Genomic DNA, 18,857 nt, shown 5'->3' on the forward strand with positions numbered 1-18,857 from the left:
GCTAGCCGCATTTTCCATCTGCGCCGGATGCGGCGCCACTATTGCGCACTGCCTTACTCGCCTTGACGCATCGGGACAATATGACAACTTCGCCATGCAGTTGATTGAGCTATGTCTTGCCGCCGAGCGCGCCTCGTCTTGCAAGATCGTCTGCGCGTTCGTTGCCCTCCACCTCGGCATGTCCCTTGCACCATGCAATGCTGACACAGGACAGCGCGTTAAGGTCATCGTCGATGACCTGCCACTGATGACGGTCGGGTATCCAACGCTTGCGCTCACGGCTATTGGCGGTCACCCGCTTCCACCCATTGGATCTCCAGATCTTCAGGAGCCGGTTGCAGCCTTCGACAACATAGTGTGAGTCTGACCATATCGTGGTTTGCGGTCCGCATGTCTGTTGTCTGAGCCATTGGAGCGCCTCGCACAAGGCTGCCAGTTCCATCTCGCCGTTCCCGGATGCCTTGGCCGACGCGGACTGCGATTCTGTTTCGGCGCCATCTTGGTAAACAACAAAGGCCCAGCCGCCGAGTTTCGTGTCCGGGCAAAACGAGCCATCGATGTAGACATCGATATTGCCGCTCATCGATCCATCTCCCCAACGGGCATCGGGGCCGTGTTACAATTGACGCTCATATCAGGGCCGATCACGCCCATCATAACGGATACGATTTTGCGCGATCGCGTCGCTGTTCAGCGTCGCCCATTCGGCCAGCTGCCTGGCCGTTTCGGAAAGCGAAAACCCAAGCTCGGTCAACCGGTATTCCACCTGTGGCGGCGTGCTGTGGTGCACCGTTCGCACTACCATTCCATCCCGTTCCAGGGCTTTCAGCGTCCTCGTCAGCATCTGTTGCGAAATGCCGTTGACCTGGCGCTTCATCCCGTTGAACCGTGCCGGCCCCTGCCTCAACGCGACAATGACCTGGATCGTCCACTTGTCGCCCACGCGACTGAGGATTTCGCTGACACTTCTGCAGTCGCCTGCGGCGTGCGCTGTGGTCACATCCATCTGACTACCTCGCAAATTTATGCTTTTGACGGTGAATTTGTGGTCTCATAAATGGCTGTGGTCAACCAATTAGACCGCTCATCGGACAATCCGGGAGATGGTCGAAACCACGGAGACCACGATGAAGCTGTTCTACTACCCGGCCGCCTGCAGCCTTGCAGACCACATCGCGCTGATCGAGGCCGGCCTTGCCTATACGGCCGTGCCCATCAACCACGAGAAGAAGACAGCGGATGGACGCGACTTTCTCTCCCTCAATCCGAAGGGTTACATCCCCGCGCTTGAACTGGAGGACGGGTCAATCCTGACGGAGAATCCGGTCATCCTCAACTACATAGCCGAGAGGGCAGGAAAACTGCTTCCGCAGGGGCTGGCGCGCTGGCGTGTGCTGGAAGCGCTCGCCTTCATGAGCTCCGAAATCCACTCCGCCTATCAACCTTTCTTCCGAAATTTCCCGGAGGTCGAGAAGGCGAGGGCGCGGGAAAAGCTGACCGGGAATTTCGCGATCCTCTCGGCGCAACAGGCTGATCGGGAATTCCTGGTGGGTGACACCTTCACCATTGCGGATTGCTATCTCTACTGGGTTCTGACGGTCGTGCCGAAGACTGGGGTCCAGCTGCCGGATAATCTGCAAGCGAGCTTCGACCGCCTGAAGACGCGGCCGTCCGTGGTCCGGGCCTTGGCGGAAGAAGGTCTGTAGCAGGCCGCTTGGCGGGCATTGCAGGAGGTCGCTTCATCGAAAGGGAGCGGCCGATCGTCCGGAGGCACCCGCAGGACGCCGCCGTTTGCTCAACCCATTGGCAAGATCCGCTCAATGCAATGGCAATGCGGCTACGAAACGAACAAATTGATGATCGATAAAGAAATTATTGTTCAACAATCTTGACACTCGTGAGGAACATGGCAGCATTGTGACATGGATCATCCGCAGAGGGGCGGTTGAAGGTAAAAAGGAGAATGCCATGGAGACGAACAAGCTCGCGATGGCCCCGGAGGGTGCTAGCGCTGCCGACACCGCCCGCAAGAAGCGCTATGCGCTGCTATCGGCCATGTTCCTGATGTCGATGTCCGCCGTCGGACCCGGCTTCATCACCCAGACCGCCACTTTCACCGTCAAACTCGGTGCGGCCTTCGCCTTCGGCATCATCGTGTCGATCCTGATCGATTTCGTGGTGCAGGCGAATATCTGGCGCATCGTTGCCGTCACTCGCATGCGCGCCTCTGACATCGCCAATGCGGCCATACCGGGCTCGGGCTATTTCCTGGCTGTTCTCGTCATCATCGGCGGCCTGTTCTTCAACATCGGCAATATCGGCGGCGCGGGCCTCGGCTTTAACGCCATGCTGGACCTCGACCCGAAGATCGGCGGCGCGATTGGTGCCTTGGCCGCGATCGGCATCTTCCTGTCGCGTCGTGCCGGTGTTGCCATGGACCGGGTGGTCTTCGTCGCCGCCTTTGTGAAGCTGGCGCTGATCGTTTATGCAGCGATTGTCTCAGGTCCTCCGGTGGCCGAGGCACTCCGTCAGACGGTTCTGCCTGACACCATCGACTTCGCCACCATCACCACCATTGTTGGCGGTACGGTCGGCGGCTACATCACCTATGCCGGTGCGCATCGCCTGCTCGACCGCGGCATGGGCGGCGTCGAAAACATCGCCGCCGTCAACCGCGCGGCCTTCAGCGGCATCGCAATCACCGGCGTGCTCCGCTACATCCTGTTTCTTGCCATCCTCGGCGTTGTCGCCAGTGGCGTGGCGATCGACCTCTCCGGCAAGGCTGCAAACCCGGCGGGCCAGGCCTTCCGCGCCGCTGCCGGCAATATCGGCTTCCGCCTGTTCGGCGCCGTTCTGCTTGCATCCGCCATGACCAGCATCATCGGTGCCGCCTACACCTCCGTCTCCTTCCTGACCGCCTTCAAGAAGGACATGACCGAGCGTCATCGGAATTTCGCGACGGTCGGCTTCATCGCCTTCTCGCTGATCTGCTACGTGCTGATGACGACGCCGCCCGCTGCCATGCTGGTCTTTGTCGGTGGCCTCAACGGTCTCGTCTTGCCGATCGGCCTGTCGATCTTCATGTATGCCGCCTGGAAGCGCGCCGACCTCATGAACGGCTATCAGTATCCCCGTTGGCTGCTCGGTCTTGGTGTGCTCACCTGCGCGCTCACCTGGTATATGGGCTACAAGTCCATCGGACCGATCTTCGCTCTGCTGGGCCTTTAATAGATAAGGGAGGATATGCGATGGCTGCTATCGATCTGAACAGCGACCTCGGGGAAAGCTATGGCGCCTGGAGCATGGGCGATGACGCCGCCATGCTGTCCATCGTCTCCAGCGCCAATGTGGCCTGCGGTTTCCATGCCGGCGATCCCGCCGGTATCCTGAAGACGGTGAAGGCAGCCGTCGAACGGGGCGTCGTCCTCGGCGCTCACGTCTCCTATCCCGACCGTGTCGGCTTCGGCCGGCGCGACATGGATGTCACGAGCGGTGAGCTGATCGCCGATGTCATCTATCAGATCGGCGCCCTGCAGGGCATTGCCGCAGCCGCCGGTTCCAAAGTGCGCTATGTAAAGCCGCATGGCGCGCTTTATAATCGCATCGCCAACGATGCAAAGCAGGGCCAGGCGGTGATCGACGGCATCAAGGCGATCGACCCGACGCTCGTCCTGATGGGGCTCGCCGGTGCGCCGATCCTCGATCTTGCCCGCAAGTCCGGTCTTGCCGTTGTCGCGGAAGCCTTTGCGGACCGCGCCTATACGCCTCAGGGCGAACTCGTGTCCCGCCGCGAAGCCGGCGCCGTGTTGCATGATCCGCAGGAGATTGCGAACCGCATGCTGCAGCTGGCCCGCGAGGGCACGCTGACCGCCATCGACGGCTCCACCATCAAGGTGGATGCCCAGTCGATCTGCGTGCATGGCGACAGCCCCGGAGCGGTCGCGATTGCCGCGGCGCTGCGCCAGCGCTTCGAGGCGGAAGGCATCGCCGTCCGTTCGTTTGTTTCGGAAGCTTGAAAGCATCGTCATGCGCTTTTTACCCGTCAGCCTCACCACGCTTCTGGTGGAGCTTGCCGATCTCGACCAGACGCTGGCGCTGTTTGCCTCGTTGAATGCCGATCCTGTCGACGGCATTGAGGAAATGGTTCCTGCCGCCCGCACGGTGATGATCCGCTACCGTCCGGAAAAGATATCTGCCGCCGAGATTGCGGCGGAGATTTCCATCCGTGACCTTTCGGCCAAGCTCGCGCCATCGGAAACGCTCGTGGAAATTCCCGTCATTTATGACGGCGAAGATTTGGATGAAGTATCAGTCCTTACCGGCCTTTCCGTGGAGGAGGTCATCCGCCGCCACACGGAAAGCACCTTCACCGTGGCCTTTTGCGGCTTTGCGCCGGGTTTCGGCTATCTCGTCGGTGGCGATCCCGCGCTTCATGTGCCGCGCCGGAAAAGCCCGCGCACCCGCATTCCAGCGGGCTCTGTGGCCCTCGCAGGCGCTTTCAGCGGCGTCTATCCGCAGGCAAGCCCCGGCGGCTGGCAGATCATCGGCACGACACCGGAACAGATGTGGGACCTGTCGCGCAATCCGCCGGCGCTGTTCCAGCCCGGCCATCGCGTGCGATTCTTCGATCTCGCCAAGCGTCCGCAGACCGCTGCTCCCGCAGTCACCACAATCGAGACGGCTCAGCCAGCAGCAGAAGAGGGGCCGGCCTTCAAGGTGACGGCCTCGCCGCTACCGGCGGTGTTTCAGGATCTCGGCCGTTTCGGCCAGACGGGGCAGGGCGTGTCCGCCTCCGGGGCGCTCGATCAGGGGGCACTGAAGGCGGCAAACCGCATTGTCGGCAATCCCTTCAACTTCGCCTGTCTGGAAGTGACCTGGGGCGGCCTCGTGTTTGAGGCGACGGCCCGCACGGTCATCGCCGTCACCGGGGCCGATTGTCCTGTCGACATCCGCGATGCCAGCGACCGACGGCTTGTGTCGAAAACCTATCAGCCTGTTTCGCTGGAACCGGGCGACAGGGTGACGATCGGCCACGCGGCATCCGGCATGCGGGCCTATCTGGCGGTGCGTGGCGGCTTCAATGTGGAGCCGGTTCTCGGCAGCGTGTCGACCGATACGCTGGCGGTTGTCGGCCCGGATGCGGTCGGTAGCGGCGCAGTCCTGAAGCTGAATGGCGAGGTATCCGGTCTCTCCAGCGTTTCGCTCGGCGAGCAGCCGGCCTTCGCGCTGCCAAAGGCGGGGGAGGTCGTGACGCTGGATGTGGTGCTCGGTCCCCGCACGGACTGGTTCACGGAAAAAGGCTTGGAGACGCTCACCAGTCAGCTCTGGCAGGTGACGCCGCAATCGAGCCGCGTCGGCATTCGCCTCTCCGGCGATATTTCGATCGAGCGCAAGGATTCGGCCGAACTGCCGAGCGAAGGCACAGCGACAGGCGCCATCCAGGTGCCGCATAGCGGCCAGCCGGTGCTGTTCCTGGCCGACCACCCGCTGACTGGCGGTTATCCGGTCATCGGCAATGTCGCGGAATACCACCTCGATCTCGCCGGGCAGATCCCGGTCAATGCGAAGATAAAGTTCCGGCCCATCTCGCCCTTTGCCGAGATCGTGCCCGCAGCGCGTGCAAGCGCGTGACCCTCTGAGGAGAAATTTCATGAAGAAAGTGCTGATCGCCAATCGCGGCGAGATTGCCGTGCGCATCATCCGCGCCTGCCGGGATTACGGTATCGCCTCCGTCGCCGTTTATTCCGAGCCGGATGCCGATGCGCTGTTCGTGCGCCTGGCGGATGAGGCCTATGGTCTTGGCGGCGCCAAGCCGTCCGAAAGCTATCTCGACATCGACAAGCTGATTGCCATTGCCCGCCGGTCGGGCGCGGATGCCGTGCATCCCGGCTACGGCTTCCTGTCGGAACGCGCCGAATTTGCCCGTGCCGTGATCGATGCAGGCCTCACCTGGATTGGGCCTGATCCGCATGTGATCGAGGCGCTGGGCGACAAGGTGGAAGCCCGCCGCATCGCAACGAGCGTCGGCGCGCCGCTGGTGGCCGGCAGCGATGGCCCTGTGTCGTCCGCCGCCGAAGTCATCGCCTTCGCGGAAGCACATGGTCTGCCTGTTGCCATCAAGGCCGCCCATGGTGGTGGCGGTCGCGGGTTGAAGGTCGCCTGGAAGATGGAGGAGATCGGCGATCTCTACGAATCCGCCGTGCGCGAAGCGACGGTGGCCTTCGGCCGTGGCGAGTGCTTCCTGGAACGTTTCCTGCACCGTCCGCGCCACATTGAGGCGCAGGTGCTGGCCGACAAGCACGGCAATGTGCTGGTGCTGGGCACGCGCGACTGCTCGGCGCAGCGGCGGAACCAGAAGCTGATCGAGGAAGCGCCAGCACCGTTTCTCACCGACGCGCAGAGGAATGAGATCCACGAGGCGGCGCGGCGCATCTGCGCAGGCGCCGGCTATTCCGGTGCAGGCACGGTGGAATTCCTGCTCGGCACTGATGGCACCATCTCCTTCCTGGAGGTGAATACCCGCCTGCAGGTGGAACACCCCGTTACAGAAGAGACGACGGGCATTGATCTCGTGATCGAGCAGTTCCGCATTGCCAGGGGCGAGCGCCTGACGGTGACGGAGACGCCGGTACCCCGCGGTCACTCGATCGAGTTTCGCATCAATGCGGAAGATCCCGGCCGCGGTTTCCTGCCGACGCCGGGCGCGATTACCCGCTTCGATCCGCCGTCTGGTCCGGGCGTGCGCCTGGATACCGGCGTCGTCTCCGGCTCCACCGTGCCGGGCCTCTACGATTCGCTGATGGCGAAGCTGATCGTCACGGGTGCCACCCGTGAGGAGGCGATCCGCCGGGCGCGGCGCGCGCTGAAGGAATTCCAGATCGACGGTGTGGCGACGGTTCTGCCTTTCCACCGTGCTGCCATCGAAACGGACGATTTTACCGGCGTCGATGGCTTCAAGGTTCACACACGCTGGATCGAGACGGATTTTGCCGAGAGGCTGGAGGCGCAGTCACGGCCGGAACCGGTCGAGGATGCAGGCCTGATCCGCACCGTCATCGAGATCGACGGCAAGCGCCATGCGCTGGGCATCCCGGCCATGCTGCTGGCGGGGCTCGGGAGTGTCAACGCCTCTGCACCGACCGGCGAGGCCACAGCGCCCGTGGATAAGGCTGCCGTCACCGCACCGATTTCCGGCAATCTCCAATCCTTCAAGGTGGAGGATGGGGCGACGGTGGCCGAAGGCGATCTCCTGGCTGTCATGGAAGCCATGAAGATGGAAACACGCGTGACGGCGACAAGCGCCGGCACCTTCCGCCGTGTGGCGGAGGAGGGTGCCTATCTTGCTGCCGGGGCGGTTCTCGGGCGCATCGAATAGCTCACCGTTCGAACCGGGCCCGGCGAACCATGCGCCGGGTCACTGTTACAAGATCCGATAGGGCACGATCGAGCGGTTGTCATGGTCCACCGCCAGCCGACTCTTGAGCGGCGGCACGGCCCGCTGCGGACAGTTGTGCCGTTCGCAGATGCGGCAGGATATGCCAATGGGCTCAAAGGCGGCGCGATTATCGATGTCCAGATCGTCCGCGTAGACGAAGTTGTCGGCGTAGGAAATCTCGCAGCCGAGCGCCAGCGCATAACGGGGTTGAACGGCGCGGAAGCCGCCGCTTCCCTTGGTGATCTGCGTGGCGAGGCAGAGATAGCGCACGCCGTCAGGGGTTTCCGCCAGTTGCCGGATGATGCGTCCGGGCATTTCAAAAGCCTGATGCACATTCCAGAGCGGGCAGGCGGCCCCGAAGCGCGCGAACTGAAGTTTTGCCGCGCTGTGGCGCTTGGTGATGTTTCCGGCGCGATCCACCCGCGCAAAGAAGATCGGAATACCCTTCTGTCCAGGCCTCTGCAGCGTGCTGAGCCGATGGCAGATCTGCTCGAGGCTGGCGCCGAATTGCGCGGCTAGCAGGTCCAGATCGTGGCGCAGTTCGCGGGCGCGCTTCAGGAAGTTTTCGTAAGGCAGCAACAGGGCCCCGGCAAAATAGTTCTGCAGCCCGATGCGACAGATCTCCACCGCTTCGGCTGTGCGAAAACCGGCTTCGCGGGCAATGCGGTCGATCACGTCCCTTGCGTGGAGTTGGGCGATCTGCAGCGCCATCTGAAAATCACGCGTGGCGGGCGTGGCATAGGCGTTCAACGACAGGCGCCGCGTCACCGGGTCAAAGCTTCGGATCAACTCGTCCTTCAATGCCGTGCGCTCGACGCTTACGCCGAAACGATCAGCCAGAAATTGCTGAAGAGCCACATGGTTCTCGCCGCCGCCGAGCTTCAATTCGCCTGCCAGCCTTTCGGCCATCACGTCCAGGTCGTGGATGTAATTGTCGACGAAATGGAAGTAGTCCCGCACCTCATCATACGGCGTGGTTTCGCTGAGAGCTGCGCGGCCCAGCCGGTCGTCCATGCTGGCCAGTTGCTCGCTAGAGCGGCGGTAGGCCTGATGCGCGGCAATCAGGGCATGGGCAATCGCCGGAGCGTTCTGCGTCACCAGCTTCAGGTCCTGCAGGCTGCCGCTGTATCCTTCAAACAGCGGATCGGACAGCGCTTCCGACAGTGCGGAGAGAAGCCGGTCGCCTTCGCCGGAGGAAAGGTCGGTGATGCTGACGCCGAACTTCTCCGCCAGCGCCAGCAGAACGGCGGCGGAGACGGGGCGTTGATTGTTTTCGATCTGGTTGAGATAGCTTGTCGAGATGCCCAGCCGTTCTGCGAACTGGGATTGCGTGGCCCGTGCCGCCTCCCGGACATCCCGAACCTTTCGACCGATATAGAGTTTGCCTATCGCCATGAGTTCGCAACTTCGCAAAATGTAATTTGCATATTTATAGATTATACATTGCCACCTCTTCAACCAAAATCCATGTTTCACCTGCACGTTCAACGCGATACAAGGGATTGCAGATTCAAGGGAGGCAGCATTGCGCGCAGTTTTGAGCGAAGTGGAAGCACGGCGGGCGGAAGCGCGTCTCGGCGGCGGCCAGAAGCGTATTGATGCGCAGCACGCCAAGGGCAAGCTGACGGCACGTGAGCGCATCGAGGTGCTGCTCGATGAGGGCTCCTTTGAAGAATACGATATGTATGTCACCCATCGCTGCGTTGATTTTGGCATGGAAGGCCAGAAGGTGGCGGGCGATGGTGTCGTCACCGGCTGGGGCACCATCAATGGCCGTCAGGTCTATGTCTTCAGCCAGGATTTTACCGTCCTCGGCGGCTCGCTTTCTGAAACCCATGCGCAAAAGATCTGCAAGATCATGGATATGGCCGTGCGCGTCGGTGCGCCGGTCATCGGCCTGAACGACAGCGGTGGTGCTCGTATTCAGGAAGGCGTGGCGTCGCTCGCCGGTTACGCGGAAGTGTTTCGTCGCAATGCGGAAGCATCCGGCGTCATTCCCCAGATCTCCGTCATCATGGGGCCGTGCGCCGGTGGGGCGGTCTATTCTCCCGCCATGACCGATTTCATCTTCATGGTACGCGATAGCTCTTACATGTTCGTCACCGGTCCGGATGTGGTGAAGACAGTCACGAACGAGATCGTGACGGCGGAAGAGTTGGGCGGCGCTTCCACTCACACCAAGAAATCGTCGGTGGCCGATGCGGCCTATGAGAACGACATCGAGACGCTGGAAGCCGTGCGCCAGCTCTTCGATTTCCTGCCGCTCAACAACCGCGAAAAACCCCCGGTTCGGCCCTTCTTCGACGATCCGGCCCGCATCGAGATGCGGCTTGATAGCCTGATCCCGGATTCGGCCACCAAGCCCTACGACATGAAGGAACTCATCTACGCGATTGCCGATGAGGGTGATTTCTTCGAGATTCAGGAAGCCTTCGCGAAAAACATCATCACCGGCTTCATCCGGCTGGAGGGGCAGACGGTGGGCGTTGTCGCCAACCAGCCTATGGTGCTGGCGGGGTGCCTGGATATCGATGCCTCGCGAAAGGCGGCGCGCTTCGTGCGTTTCTGCGATGCCTTCTCTATCCCGATCCTGACGCTCGTTGATGTGCCGGGCTTTCTGCCTGGCGTCGCACAGGAATATGGCGGCGTGATCAAGCACGGCGCCAAACTTCTGTTTGCCTATTCGGAAGCCACCGTGCCGATGGTGACCCTGATTACCCGCAAGGCCTATGGCGGCGCCTATGACGTGATGGCCTCGAAGCATATCGGTGCCGACGTCAACTATGCCTGGCCGAGCGCGGAAATTGCCGTGATGGGGGCCAAGGGTGCCACCGAAATCCTCTATCGCTCTGAACTGGGTGACGCGGAGAAGATTGCCGCGCGGACAAGGGAATATGAGGAGCGGTTTGCAAACCCCTTCGTCGCGGCTGAGCGCGGCTTCATCGATGAGGTCATCATGCCGCATTCCTCACGGCGGCGGATCGCGCGCGCCTTTGCTTCATTGCGCAACAAGCAGGTCACGACCCATTGGAAAAAGCACGACACGATCCCCTTGTAAGGGTCGCGCTGGCTGCCCTTCCACCTATATCATGAGGGCAGCGCCGACCTCCCTGGCGTGCTCTTCACGAAACAAGGATTTGATATCCCATGAGCGATCCCAAATTTCCGCCCGAAAAGAACCTGCCTGCCGGTTACGAGCCGCCAAAAGTCTGGACCTGGGAGCCCGGCAATGGCGGCGCCTTTGCCAGCACCAATCGCCCGATTGCAGGTGCCACGCATGAGAAGGAACTGCCGGTCGGCAACAATCCGTTGCAGCTCTATTCTCTGGGAACGCCGAACGGGCAGAAGGTGACGATCCTGCTGGAAGAGCTTCTGGCGGCAGGGCATCAGGGCGCGGAATATGATGCCTGGCTGATCAATATCGGCAAGGGCGACCAGTTCGGCTCCGGCTTTGTGGGCGTGAACCCCAATTCCAAGATCCCGGCGCTGATGGACCATAATCCGAAGGGCGGCGGCGAACCGTTGCGCCTGTTCGAATCCGGCTCCATCCTCGTCTATCTCGCCGAAAAATTCGATGCCTTCCTCCCGACGGATGTCCGCACCCGCGCGGAGGCCATGAACTGGCTGTTCTGGCAGATGGGCTCGGCGCCTTTCGTCGGCGGGGGTTTCGGCCATTTCTACACCTATGCGCCTGTCAAGATCCAATACGCCATCGACCGCTATGCCATGGAAACCAAGCGTCAGCTGGACGTGCTGAATCGCCAGCTGGCCAATAACGAGTTTGTCGGCGGAAGCGAGTATACGATTGCCGATATGGCGATTTGGCCCTGGTATGGACGCCTGGCGCTTGACCAGTCTTATCCGAATGCCGGCGAATTCCTCAGCACTGCCGAGTATGAGCATGTCGTGCGCTGGGCCAAGCAGCTTGCGGAGCGTCCGGCCGTCAAGCGTGGCTCCATCGTCAACAAGGCAGCGGGCGATCCCGGCAAATTCCTTCCCGAGCGTCATTCCGCATCCGATTTCGATGGCCTGACCCTTTAACGTAAAGATCATGGCCTGCCTCTTCTTTTGAGAGGCAGGCTCCGACAACAAGAAAAGACTCTGGAGACTGACCTTGGCCAATCTGCCCGAAATGACGAAACACCGAGGCTTTCCGGGCGGGATGCCGGGCACCGGCGTGCAGTTCACCATTCGCCGCGCCAACCCCAAGGGCGTGACACCGCTCAAGGCCATTCCCCGTAAGGCCCGCCCCGGGACGAAGGAGCATCGCATCGATGCGGCTTTCCTGCATGCGCTCTGGCATCACTTTGGCACGGAGCCCTTCGAGCGGGGCAACCTGGATGCCGCGCGCTTGAGTCTCCTGTTCGGGCGTGAAGTCGTGGCCGTGGAAAAGGATTTTGATCCGCAATCCTATGAAGCGCTGCTGCAAATCAATGAGCGCGTGGCGCGGCAGAATTTTCCGGAATCCTTCGAAGACGTGTTCGAGGTGTGAAGCATGTCTGTCGAGATCAGCAAGTTTCTCAGTTACGTGCTGCGCCACGCGCCAGACAGCATAGGCCTTTCTCTCGATGAGCAGGGATGGGCGAGCATGGGAGAACTCATCGAAAAGGCAAATGCCGCCGGTCACGTCCTGGATGATGCGCGTTTGAGGGCGATTGTCCGCGAGAGCGACAAGAAGCGCTTCACGATCTCCGAGGATGGACTGAAGATTCGCGCCGCGCAGGGCCATTCCATCAAGGTCGATCTCGGTCATGCGCCGAGCAAGCCGCCCAAGGTTCTTTTCCATGGAACCGCGACCCGCTTTCTCGATGCGATCCTCGCAGAAGGATTGCGAGCGCTCAACCGTCAGCAAGTGCATCTTTCGAGCGATGAGGCCACAGCGCAACGGGTTGGCCAACGCCACGGGAAGCCGGTTGTTCTGTCCGTGATGGCAGGACAAATGGAAGCCGATGGCCACAAGTTTTATCAGGCCGAGAACGGTGTCTGGCTGACGGATAGCGTTCCGCCCGCTTATCTTGCAGTGCTGGGGGAACAGGGCTGATGGCAAAGACCCCTGAAATGCCGAAGCATCGCGGCTTTCCCTTGGGCCTTCCCGGCACGCAGTGGCAATACACGCTACGCCGCGCCAACCCGAAGGTGACCAAGCTTATCGCTATGCCGCGCCACCGCACGCTGGACCAGACGGTGGCGTTGGCCGATCTCGGCTTCATGCAGGCGCTCTGGCAGTTTTTCGGGGCGGAACCGTTCGAGCGCGGCAATCTGGATGGCGAGCGCTTGGGTCGCCTGTTCGGCCGGGAGGTTATCGCCGCCGAACGTGGCTTCGATCCGCAATCCTACACCGCCAAGCTGAAGATCAATGAAGCGGCAGCGCGGAAGAATTTTCCGGAAGCCTTTGACGAAACGGGCGGGGTCTAGATCCATGGCGATTACCAAAATCCTCATTGCCAACCGAGGCGAAATCGCCTGCCGCGTCATCCGCACGGCGAAGAAAATGGGCATCAAGACTGTCGCCGTCTATTCCGATGCGGACGCCAATGCGTTGCATGTGCGTGAAGCCGATGAGGCGGTGCATATCGGCCCGGCACCCTCTTCGCAGTCCTATATCGTCATCGACAAGATCCTCGATGCCATCCGAAAGACCGGTGCCGATGCCGTGCATCCCGGCTATGGCTTTCTCTCAGAAAATCCGTTGTTCGCGCAGGCCCTGGAAAAGGCAGGCGTGACCTTCATCGGCCCGCCGGTCGGTGCCATCCAGGCCATGGGTGACAAGATCACCTCCAAGAAGATCGCGGCGGAAGCGGGCGTTTCCACCGTGCCCGGCCATATGGGGCTGATTGAGGATGCGGATGAGGCGGTGAAGATTTCCGCGTCCATCGGCTATCCCGTCATGATCAAGGCCTCCGCCGGTGGTGGCGGCAAGGGCATGCGCATTGCCTGGAACGATGCAGAAGCCCGCGAAGGCTTCCAGTCCTCCAAAAACGAGGCGAAGAGCTCTTTCGGGGATGACCGTATCTTCATCGAGAAATTCGTGACCGAGCCGCGCCACATTGAGATCCAGGTGCTGGGCGACGAGCACGGCAATTGCCTCTATCTCGGCGAGCGCGAATGTTCCATCCAGCGCCGTAACCAGAAGGTGATCGAAGAGGCACCGTCGCCTTTCCTCGATGAAGCGACGCGCCGCGCCATGGGCGAGCAGGCGGTGGCTCTTGCGAAAGCCGTGGGTTACCATTCAGCCGGCACGGTGGAATTCATCGTCGATGGCAAGGCCAACAAGTTCTACTTCCTGGAAATGAACACCCGCCTGCAGGTGGAACATCCCGTCACCGAACTCGTCACCGGCATCGACCTCGTGGAACAGATGATCCGCGTCGCCTCTGGCGAGAAGCTTGCTCTGGCTCAGGACGATGTGAAACTGAACGGCTGGGCCATTGAAAGCCGCCTTTATGCGGAAGATCCGTTCCGCAACTTCCTGCCCTCGATCGGCCGTCTCAGCCGCTATCGCCCGCCCGTCGAAGGCAAGCAGCCGGACGGCACGGTGGTGCGCAATGATACCGGCGTCTATGAGGGCGGGGAAATCTCCATGTATTATGACCCGATGATCGCCAAGCTCTGCACCTGGGGGCAGACGCGCGCGGTGGCGATCGATGCCATGGCCGCGGCACTCAATGATTTCGAGGTGGAAGGCATCGGCCATAACCTGCCTTTCCTCTCGGCCGTCATGGGGCAGGAGCGCTTTCGTTCAGGCAAGTTAACGACAGCCTATATCGCGGAAGAGTTTCCGGAGGGCTTTTCAGGTGTCTCACCCGATGCCGCTGCCTCGCAAAAACTGGCCGCCATTGCCGCCGTCATCCATGCGCAGGTTCAAGGGCGCGCGACGCAGATATCTGGCACCATCGGCAACCATCCGCGTGTCGTGGGCAAGGACTGGGTGGTGAAGCTCGGCGATGTCAGCCATGCCGTGACGCTTTCCGGTGGCGCGGATGCAGAGGCTGTCACGTTCAGCCAAGGCGGCGAGACTGTCACGGTTGCCGCCTCCTGGCATCCGGGCCAGACCCACGCCCATTTCCGGCTGAACGGGAACAAGCTCGGCGTGAAGGTGGATCTCATCGGTTCCGCCATCCGCCTGCGCGCCAATGGCATGGATGTATTGGCACGCGTTCGAAGCCCGCGCGTCGCGGAACTGGCAAAGCTTATGCCCGTCAAGCTGCCGCCGGATACCTCGAAGATGCTGCTCTGCCCCATGCCGGGGGTGATTACCGGCGTGGCGGTAAAGGTGGGAGATACGGTCGAAGCAGGCCAGACGCTGGCAACCGTCGAGGCGATGAAGATGGAAAACGTGCTGAAGGCAGAGCGCAAGGGCGTGGTCAAGCGCGTTGCTGCGAGTGCCGGTCAGAGCCTCGCGGTGGACGAGTTGATCATGGAGTTCGAGTAGTGAAAGCTTGGGCGACGTGGGCTGCAAGGTGGTTTGGAATCTATATAACCTGCAACCTGATCACTGTCTTGATCATGTTTGTAGCCGCAGCCGGCCTGTCCCTCTGGCGTACACACATAAGCCCGCCAGACAATGCTTATTTCGAACGATTTATGAATAATAAATTGGCGGGTTACAGACAGATGAATGGCCGAAACCTGAAGTGCACGTCTAAAACGATAAACCAAGGTTACGAGGTTTCCCGTCAGTATTTTCGGGGAAACGTAGGGGAAGAATTCACGTATCACTGGTTCGATACGGATGGCTCTTACATCAGCTCACTGGATGGTGGGTGAGATGATGGAAAACGTGCTGAAGGCGGAGCGCAAGGGCGTGGTGAAGCGCGTTGCGGCAAGTGCCGGTCAGAGCCTTGCGGTGGACGAGTTGATCATGGAGTTCGAGTGATGCGAAGCGCGGTTTCACCCCCCTCTGCCCTGCCGGGCATCTCCCCCACACGGGGGGAGATCGGGTGTGGAACCCTCCCGCATACTCTTGATCGTTTCAAGAGATACCCGGGTTGCCAACCTCGATCTTCGTTGAGGCCTCGCCTCCTGCTGATCTCCCCCCGTGTGGGGGAGATGCCCGGCAGGGCAGAGGGGGGTATGTGGCTCTGTCAATATGATCGAATGGGATCTCACAGCTGGCCGTTTGCTAGAGGCCGTACTCCGCCTTCTTCCTGGCAATCATTTCGCGGATCTGTTGCTTGCTTTCTTCCATCGTCAGGAACGGACCCTTGCGTCGCTCGTCAAGAAGCGCTTTCAAGGCAGCCAGTTCAGCCTCTTTCATTTCCGTCTGCTCGCGCAACAGTTCTAGCCCCTGCTGCACAACGGCGCTCACGCTGGAATAGCGGCCTTCTTCAACCAGCCGGCGGGCAAAGGCGTCCTGTTGGTCGGAAATCGATACGGAGGTCTTTACGGTCATGGCAGATCCATCCAGATGTTTCCCTTATGGTATTACTGAGTGCCACCATCGTCAAACTGGAAAGCGACGGACGGAGCCGGGGGACGAGCGCATCGTCGGCACCGAACAATATCAACGGCTTAGGAAAAAAATCACCTGACATTTTCCCCGCATTTCGAACCTGTGAAACAATCACTTCGTTCCGCAGCGGATACACCGGCAGGCGTGCCGGCGATGCGGTGCCGGTTCGGGTTGTGGGGATAAGACGCAAAGCCTCATCATCCGGGTCCGCGAAACTTGAGTCCCCCTCCGGCGACACGGGCGGAGAGGATGCGCGTCGGACGTCAGCGCGGCCTCTCCGAAATACCCAGCGGCGCGCCGGACGTGCCTGTGTGGCACACAAGGGGAAGACGGGTTCGGGCTCGCATCGCCCGTTGTCCGCCTGCCGGTTCGAAAGAGCCAGCGGGAACGGCGATGGCAAACGGCTCGATCCGATCTTCCAGTCAGAGGGACCCCACACGCGGGCAGAAACGACCGAACGGGGCGCTGAGAGGTGCTACCCATACTACCCAATACGAGGCAGCTTTCAGCGCCCCGGCCGATATCACCCTGTTCCGTCGGAGCAGTCGAACCGAACAAAAACACGCCACGGGCCACCCGGTCGCGTGGTCATAGGCGCTTGTCGAGGAGGAAACCGATGACCAAAAAGACCGTCGCAGACTGGCAGGCGCTGGCCGAGAAGGAGCTGAAGGCGTCGCCCGACAAGCTGGTTTGGAACACGCCAGAGGGCATTCCGGTGAAACCGCTCTACACGGCGGAAGATCTTGCGGGCGTCGAACATCTGAAAAGCCTCCCCGGGTTCAAGCCGTTTGTGCGCGGGCCGCGGGCCACCATGTATGCGGGCCGCCCATGGACGATCCGCCAATATGCGGGTTTCTCCACGGCCGAAGAAAGCAATTCCTTCTATCGCAAGGCGCTGGCCGCCGGTCAGCAGGGCGTTTCCGTCGCCTTCGATCTCGCCACCCATCGCGGTTACGATAGCGACCACCCGCGCGTCGTGGGCGATGTCGGCAAGGCGGGTGTGGCGATCGACTCGGTCGAGGACATGAAGATCCTGTTCAACAGCATTCCGCTGCAGGACATTTCAGTCTCCATGACCATGAACGGCGCGGTCATCCCGATCCTCGCCAATTTCATCGTGACGGGCGAGGAGCAAGGCGTCTCGCGCGATCAGCTTTCCGGCACCATTCAGAATGATATTCTGAAGGAGTTCATGGTTCGCAATACCTATATATATCCGCCGGAACCTTCCATGCGGATCATTGCCGACATCATTGCCTATACGGCAAAGGAGATGCCGCGCTTCAACTCCATCTCGATTTCCGGCTATCACATGCAGGAAGCCGGCGCGACGCTGGTGCAGGAGCTTGCCTTCACGCTGGCCGATGGTCGGGAATATGTGCGCGCCGCACTCGCCCGTGGTCTGAATGTCGATGAGTTCGCCGGTCGCTTGTCTTTCTTCTTTGCGATCGGCATGAATTTCTTCATGGAAGCGGCGAAGCTTCGCGCTGCGCGCCTGCTTTGGTCGCGCATCATGGAAGAGTTCGAGCCGAAGAAGCCCGGTTCGCTGATGCTGCGCACCCACTGCCAGACCTCGGGCGTCTCGCTTCAGGAACAGGACCCCTATAACAACGTCATCCGCACGGCCTATGAGGCGCTGTCGGCCGTGCTCGGCGGCACGCAGTCTCTCCACACCAACGCGCTGGACGAGGCGATTGCGCTTCCGACGGAATTTTCCGCGCGCATTGCCCGCAACACGCAGCTCATCCTGCAGCATGAAACGGGCGTGACCAAGGTGGTCGATCCGCTGGCTGGTTCTTACTACGTCGAGAGCCTGACGAAGGAACTGGCCGACAAGGCTTGGGGCCTGATCGAGGAGGTCGAGGCCATGGGCGGCATGACCAAGGCGGTGGCCGATGGCCTGCCGAAGCGCCTGATCGAGGAGGCGGCGACGCGGCGTCAGGCACGGGTGGATCGCGGCGAGGAGATCATCGTCGGGGTCAACAAGTACCGGCTGGAAAACGAAGAGCCGATCGACATTCTCGATATCGATAATACCGCCGTGCGCAATTCGCAGATCAAGCGGCTGGAGCAGATCCGCCGCCAGCGTGACCCGGCCCGCGTTGCCGCGGCGCTTGCGGTTCTGGAGGAGGCGGCGGAGACCGGTGAAGGCAATCTTCTGGCGGCCGCCGTGGAAGCGGCGCGGGCCCGCGCAACGGTCGGCGAGATTTCCGATGCCATGCGCCAGGCCTTTGGCGATCACACCGCCGTGCCTGAGGTGGTGACGGATATTTACGGCCCGGCTTACGCAGATGATCCCGAATATCAGATGCTGACCGGTCGCCTTTCGGAATTTTCCAAGGCCACGGGTATCAAACCAAAGATGTTGGTCGCGAAGCTCGGGCAGGATGGGCATGATCGTGGTGCGAAGGTGATTGCCTCAGCTTTCGGCGATATCGGCTTTCAAGTGATTGCCGGTCCCCTGTTTCAGACGCCAGAAGAGGCGGCGTCGCTTGCCGTCTCGGAAAAGGTGCAGGTGGTCGGCATGTCATCGCTGGCTGCCGGTCACAAAACGCTTGCCCCGCAGTTGATCGAAGCGCTGAAGGCCAAGGGCGCTGAGGACGTGATCGTTGTGGTGGGCGGTGTCATTCCCCGGCAGGATTATCAGTTCCTGCTGGATTGCGGCGTTGCTGCCGTCTTCGGCCCCGGCACCAATGTGCTGGATGCGGCACGAGCTATTTTGGATCTGCTGGAGGGGCGCAGAAGGAATGCGTAAGCGGGGCTGGAGGAGTCGTGCAGATTTCTATCACCTCCCGTTTTTGTATGGCCGCAACGGCGCTACGGTTTCCCCACCTCCCCTTGATGGGGCAGTGTTTACAGAATCAGCTTTCGGGATTCTATTTGGTTCCGGCAGGTGATTTGGAGAGGAGGGTCGCGGATGGATTGCCCGAGATGCCATGGACAGGATCTGCGCAAAACCGGCTTGAAAGG

17 protein-coding genes and 1 pseudogene are annotated in these 18,857 nt (G+C 61.0%); 14 read left to right on the forward strand and 4 right to left on the reverse strand.

Annotation, left to right across the window (positions count from 1 at the left end; genetic code table 11):
• Positions 1-109: 109 nt before the first annotated feature.
• The gene (locus Q2T52_RS23000; protein WP_302079230.1) at positions 110-583 is read right to left on the reverse strand and encodes an RNase H family protein; all 474 of its coding nucleotides are present in this window, start codon (positions 581-583) and stop codon (positions 110-112) included.
• 51 nt (positions 584-634) lie between these two features.
• Complete coding sequence (locus Q2T52_RS23005) at positions 635-1,006, reverse strand: winged helix-turn-helix transcriptional regulator (protein ID WP_302079231.1); 372 nt, start codon at positions 1,004-1,006, stop codon at positions 635-637.
• Between the two features lie 97 nt (positions 1,007-1,103).
• On the opposite strand from Q2T52_RS23005, the gene Q2T52_RS23010 reads away from it, so the two are divergent.
• From Q2T52_RS23010 to Q2T52_RS23030, 5 genes are all read left to right on the forward strand, one after another.
• Positions 1,104-1,706 (forward strand): glutathione binding-like protein, encoded by a 603-nt coding sequence (locus Q2T52_RS23010; RefSeq protein ID WP_302079232.1) that lies wholly within the window; start codon positions 1,104-1,106, stop codon positions 1,704-1,706.
• A 262-nt stretch (positions 1,707-1,968) separates the two neighbouring features.
• Complete coding sequence (locus Q2T52_RS23015; RefSeq protein WP_436799579.1) at positions 1,969-3,228, forward strand: NRAMP family divalent metal transporter; 1,260 nt, start codon at positions 1,969-1,971, stop codon at positions 3,226-3,228.
• 20 nt (positions 3,229-3,248) lie between these two features.
• Positions 3,249-4,016, forward strand: coding sequence for a LamB/YcsF family protein (locus Q2T52_RS23020; protein ID WP_302079233.1), 768 nt, complete (start codon positions 3,249-3,251; stop codon positions 4,014-4,016).
• 10 nt (positions 4,017-4,026) lie between these two features.
• Positions 4,027-5,631, forward strand: coding sequence for a 5-oxoprolinase subunit B/C family protein (locus tag Q2T52_RS23025; RefSeq protein WP_302079234.1), 1,605 nt, complete (start codon positions 4,027-4,029; stop codon positions 5,629-5,631).
• Between the two features lie 19 nt (positions 5,632-5,650).
• Positions 5,651-7,375 carry an acetyl/propionyl/methylcrotonyl-CoA carboxylase subunit alpha gene (locus Q2T52_RS23030; RefSeq protein WP_302079235.1) on the forward strand — a complete coding sequence of 575 codons (1,725 nt, stop codon included), beginning with the start codon at positions 5,651-5,653 and terminating at the stop codon, positions 7,373-7,375.
• A gap of 45 nt (positions 7,376-7,420) precedes the next feature.
• Here Q2T52_RS23030 and Q2T52_RS23035 read toward each other — a convergent pair whose 3' ends face one another.
• Positions 7,421-8,830: a helix-turn-helix domain-containing protein gene (locus tag Q2T52_RS23035; RefSeq protein ID WP_302079236.1), complete on the reverse strand. Its 1,410-nt coding sequence runs from the start codon at positions 8,828-8,830 to the stop codon at positions 7,421-7,423.
• A 130-nt stretch (positions 8,831-8,960) separates the two neighbouring features.
• On the opposite strand from Q2T52_RS23035, the gene Q2T52_RS23040 reads away from it, so the two are divergent.
• The 7 genes and pseudogenes from Q2T52_RS23040 to Q2T52_RS23070 all read left to right on the forward strand — a co-directional run.
• Complete coding sequence (locus Q2T52_RS23040) at positions 8,961-10,493, forward strand: acyl-CoA carboxylase subunit beta (protein WP_302079237.1); 1,533 nt, start codon at positions 8,961-8,963, stop codon at positions 10,491-10,493.
• Between the two features lie 89 nt (positions 10,494-10,582).
• A complete protein-coding gene (yghU, locus tag Q2T52_RS23045; protein WP_302079238.1) occupies positions 10,583-11,476 on the forward strand; it encodes a glutathione-dependent disulfide-bond oxidoreductase in 894 nt (297 codons plus the stop codon).
• Between the two features lie 73 nt (positions 11,477-11,549).
• The gene (locus tag Q2T52_RS23050; RefSeq protein WP_302079239.1) at positions 11,550-11,927 is read left to right on the forward strand and encodes a hypothetical protein; all 378 of its coding nucleotides are present in this window, start codon (positions 11,550-11,552) and stop codon (positions 11,925-11,927) included.
• A gap of 3 nt (positions 11,928-11,930) precedes the next feature.
• Positions 11,931-12,476, forward strand: a complete 546-nt coding sequence (locus Q2T52_RS23055) for an RNA 2'-phosphotransferase (RefSeq protein WP_302079240.1) — start codon at positions 11,931-11,933, stop codon at positions 12,474-12,476.
• On the forward strand, positions 12,476-12,850 hold the full coding sequence (locus Q2T52_RS23060; RefSeq protein WP_302079242.1) for a hypothetical protein: 375 nt from the start codon (positions 12,476-12,478) through the stop codon (positions 12,848-12,850). Before Q2T52_RS23055 ends, Q2T52_RS23060 begins: the two co-directional genes overlap by 1 nt.
• A 4-nt stretch (positions 12,851-12,854) precedes the next feature.
• A complete protein-coding gene (locus Q2T52_RS23065) occupies positions 12,855-14,867 on the forward strand; it encodes an acetyl-CoA carboxylase biotin carboxylase subunit (RefSeq protein ID WP_302079243.1) in 2,013 nt (670 codons plus the stop codon).
• Positions 14,868-15,206: 339 nt separating this feature from the next.
• Positions 15,207-15,311 (forward strand): annotated as a pseudogene (locus Q2T52_RS23070) (biotin/lipoyl-containing protein); the annotation flags it as partial.
• Positions 15,312-15,557: 246 nt separating this feature from the next.
• On the opposite strand, the gene Q2T52_RS23075 reads toward Q2T52_RS23070, so the two are convergent.
• A complete protein-coding gene (locus Q2T52_RS23075; RefSeq protein WP_302079245.1) occupies positions 15,558-15,827 on the reverse strand; it encodes a type II toxin-antitoxin system ParD family antitoxin in 270 nt (89 codons plus the stop codon).
• A gap of 676 nt (positions 15,828-16,503) precedes the next feature.
• Here Q2T52_RS23075 and scpA point away from each other — a divergent pair.
• Positions 16,504-18,642, forward strand: coding sequence for a methylmalonyl-CoA mutase (gene scpA, locus Q2T52_RS23080; RefSeq protein WP_302079246.1), 2,139 nt, complete (start codon positions 16,504-16,506; stop codon positions 18,640-18,642).
• A 17-nt stretch (positions 18,643-18,659) separates the two neighbouring features.
• Positions 18,660-18,857, forward strand: a 198-nt coding sequence (locus Q2T52_RS23085) for a hypothetical protein (protein ID WP_302079247.1), incomplete at its 3' end; no start/stop codon positions are given.

The organism is Rhizobium oryzicola (assembly GCF_030504645.1).
Classification (GTDB): domain Bacteria; phylum Pseudomonadota; class Alphaproteobacteria; order Rhizobiales; family Rhizobiaceae; genus Neorhizobium; species Neorhizobium oryzicola.

Bases quoted from the DNA above. Each gene is read 5' to 3' on its own strand.
- yghU (WP_302079238.1), top strand. From the start codon at position 10,583: ATGAGCGATCCCAAATTTCCGCCCGAAAAGAACCTGCCTGCCGGTTAC.
- scpA (WP_302079246.1), top strand. From the start codon at position 16,504: ATGACCAAAAAGACCGTCGCAGACTGGCAGGCGCTGGCCGAGAAGGAG.
- Q2T52_RS23060 (WP_302079242.1), top strand. From the start codon at position 12,476: ATGGCAAAGACCCCTGAAATGCCGAAGCATCGCGGCTTTCCCTTGGGC.
- Q2T52_RS23005 (WP_302079231.1), bottom strand. From the start codon at position 1,006: ATGGATGTGACCACAGCGCACGCCGCAGGCGACTGCAGAAGTGTCAGC.
- Q2T52_RS23010 (WP_302079232.1), top strand. From the start codon at position 1,104: ATGGTCGAAACCACGGAGACCACGATGAAGCTGTTCTACTACCCGGCC.
- Q2T52_RS23015 (WP_436799579.1), top strand. From the start codon at position 1,969: ATGGAGACGAACAAGCTCGCGATGGCCCCGGAGGGTGCTAGCGCTGCC.
- Q2T52_RS23020 (WP_302079233.1), top strand. From the start codon at position 3,249: ATGGCTGCTATCGATCTGAACAGCGACCTCGGGGAAAGCTATGGCGCC.
- Q2T52_RS23075 (WP_302079245.1), bottom strand. From the start codon at position 15,827: ATGACCGTAAAGACCTCCGTATCGATTTCCGACCAACAGGACGCCTTT.
- Q2T52_RS23030 (WP_302079235.1), top strand. From the start codon at position 5,651: ATGAAGAAAGTGCTGATCGCCAATCGCGGCGAGATTGCCGTGCGCATC.
- Q2T52_RS23025 (WP_302079234.1), top strand. From the start codon at position 4,027: ATGCGCTTTTTACCCGTCAGCCTCACCACGCTTCTGGTGGAGCTTGCC.
- Q2T52_RS23035 (WP_302079236.1), bottom strand. From the start codon at position 8,830: ATGGCGATAGGCAAACTCTATATCGGTCGAAAGGTTCGGGATGTCCGG.
- Q2T52_RS23065 (WP_302079243.1), top strand. From the start codon at position 12,855: ATGGCGATTACCAAAATCCTCATTGCCAACCGAGGCGAAATCGCCTGC.
- Q2T52_RS23000 (WP_302079230.1), bottom strand. From the start codon at position 583: ATGAGCGGCAATATCGATGTCTACATCGATGGCTCGTTTTGCCCGGAC.
- Q2T52_RS23055 (WP_302079240.1), top strand. From the start codon at position 11,931: ATGTCTGTCGAGATCAGCAAGTTTCTCAGTTACGTGCTGCGCCACGCG.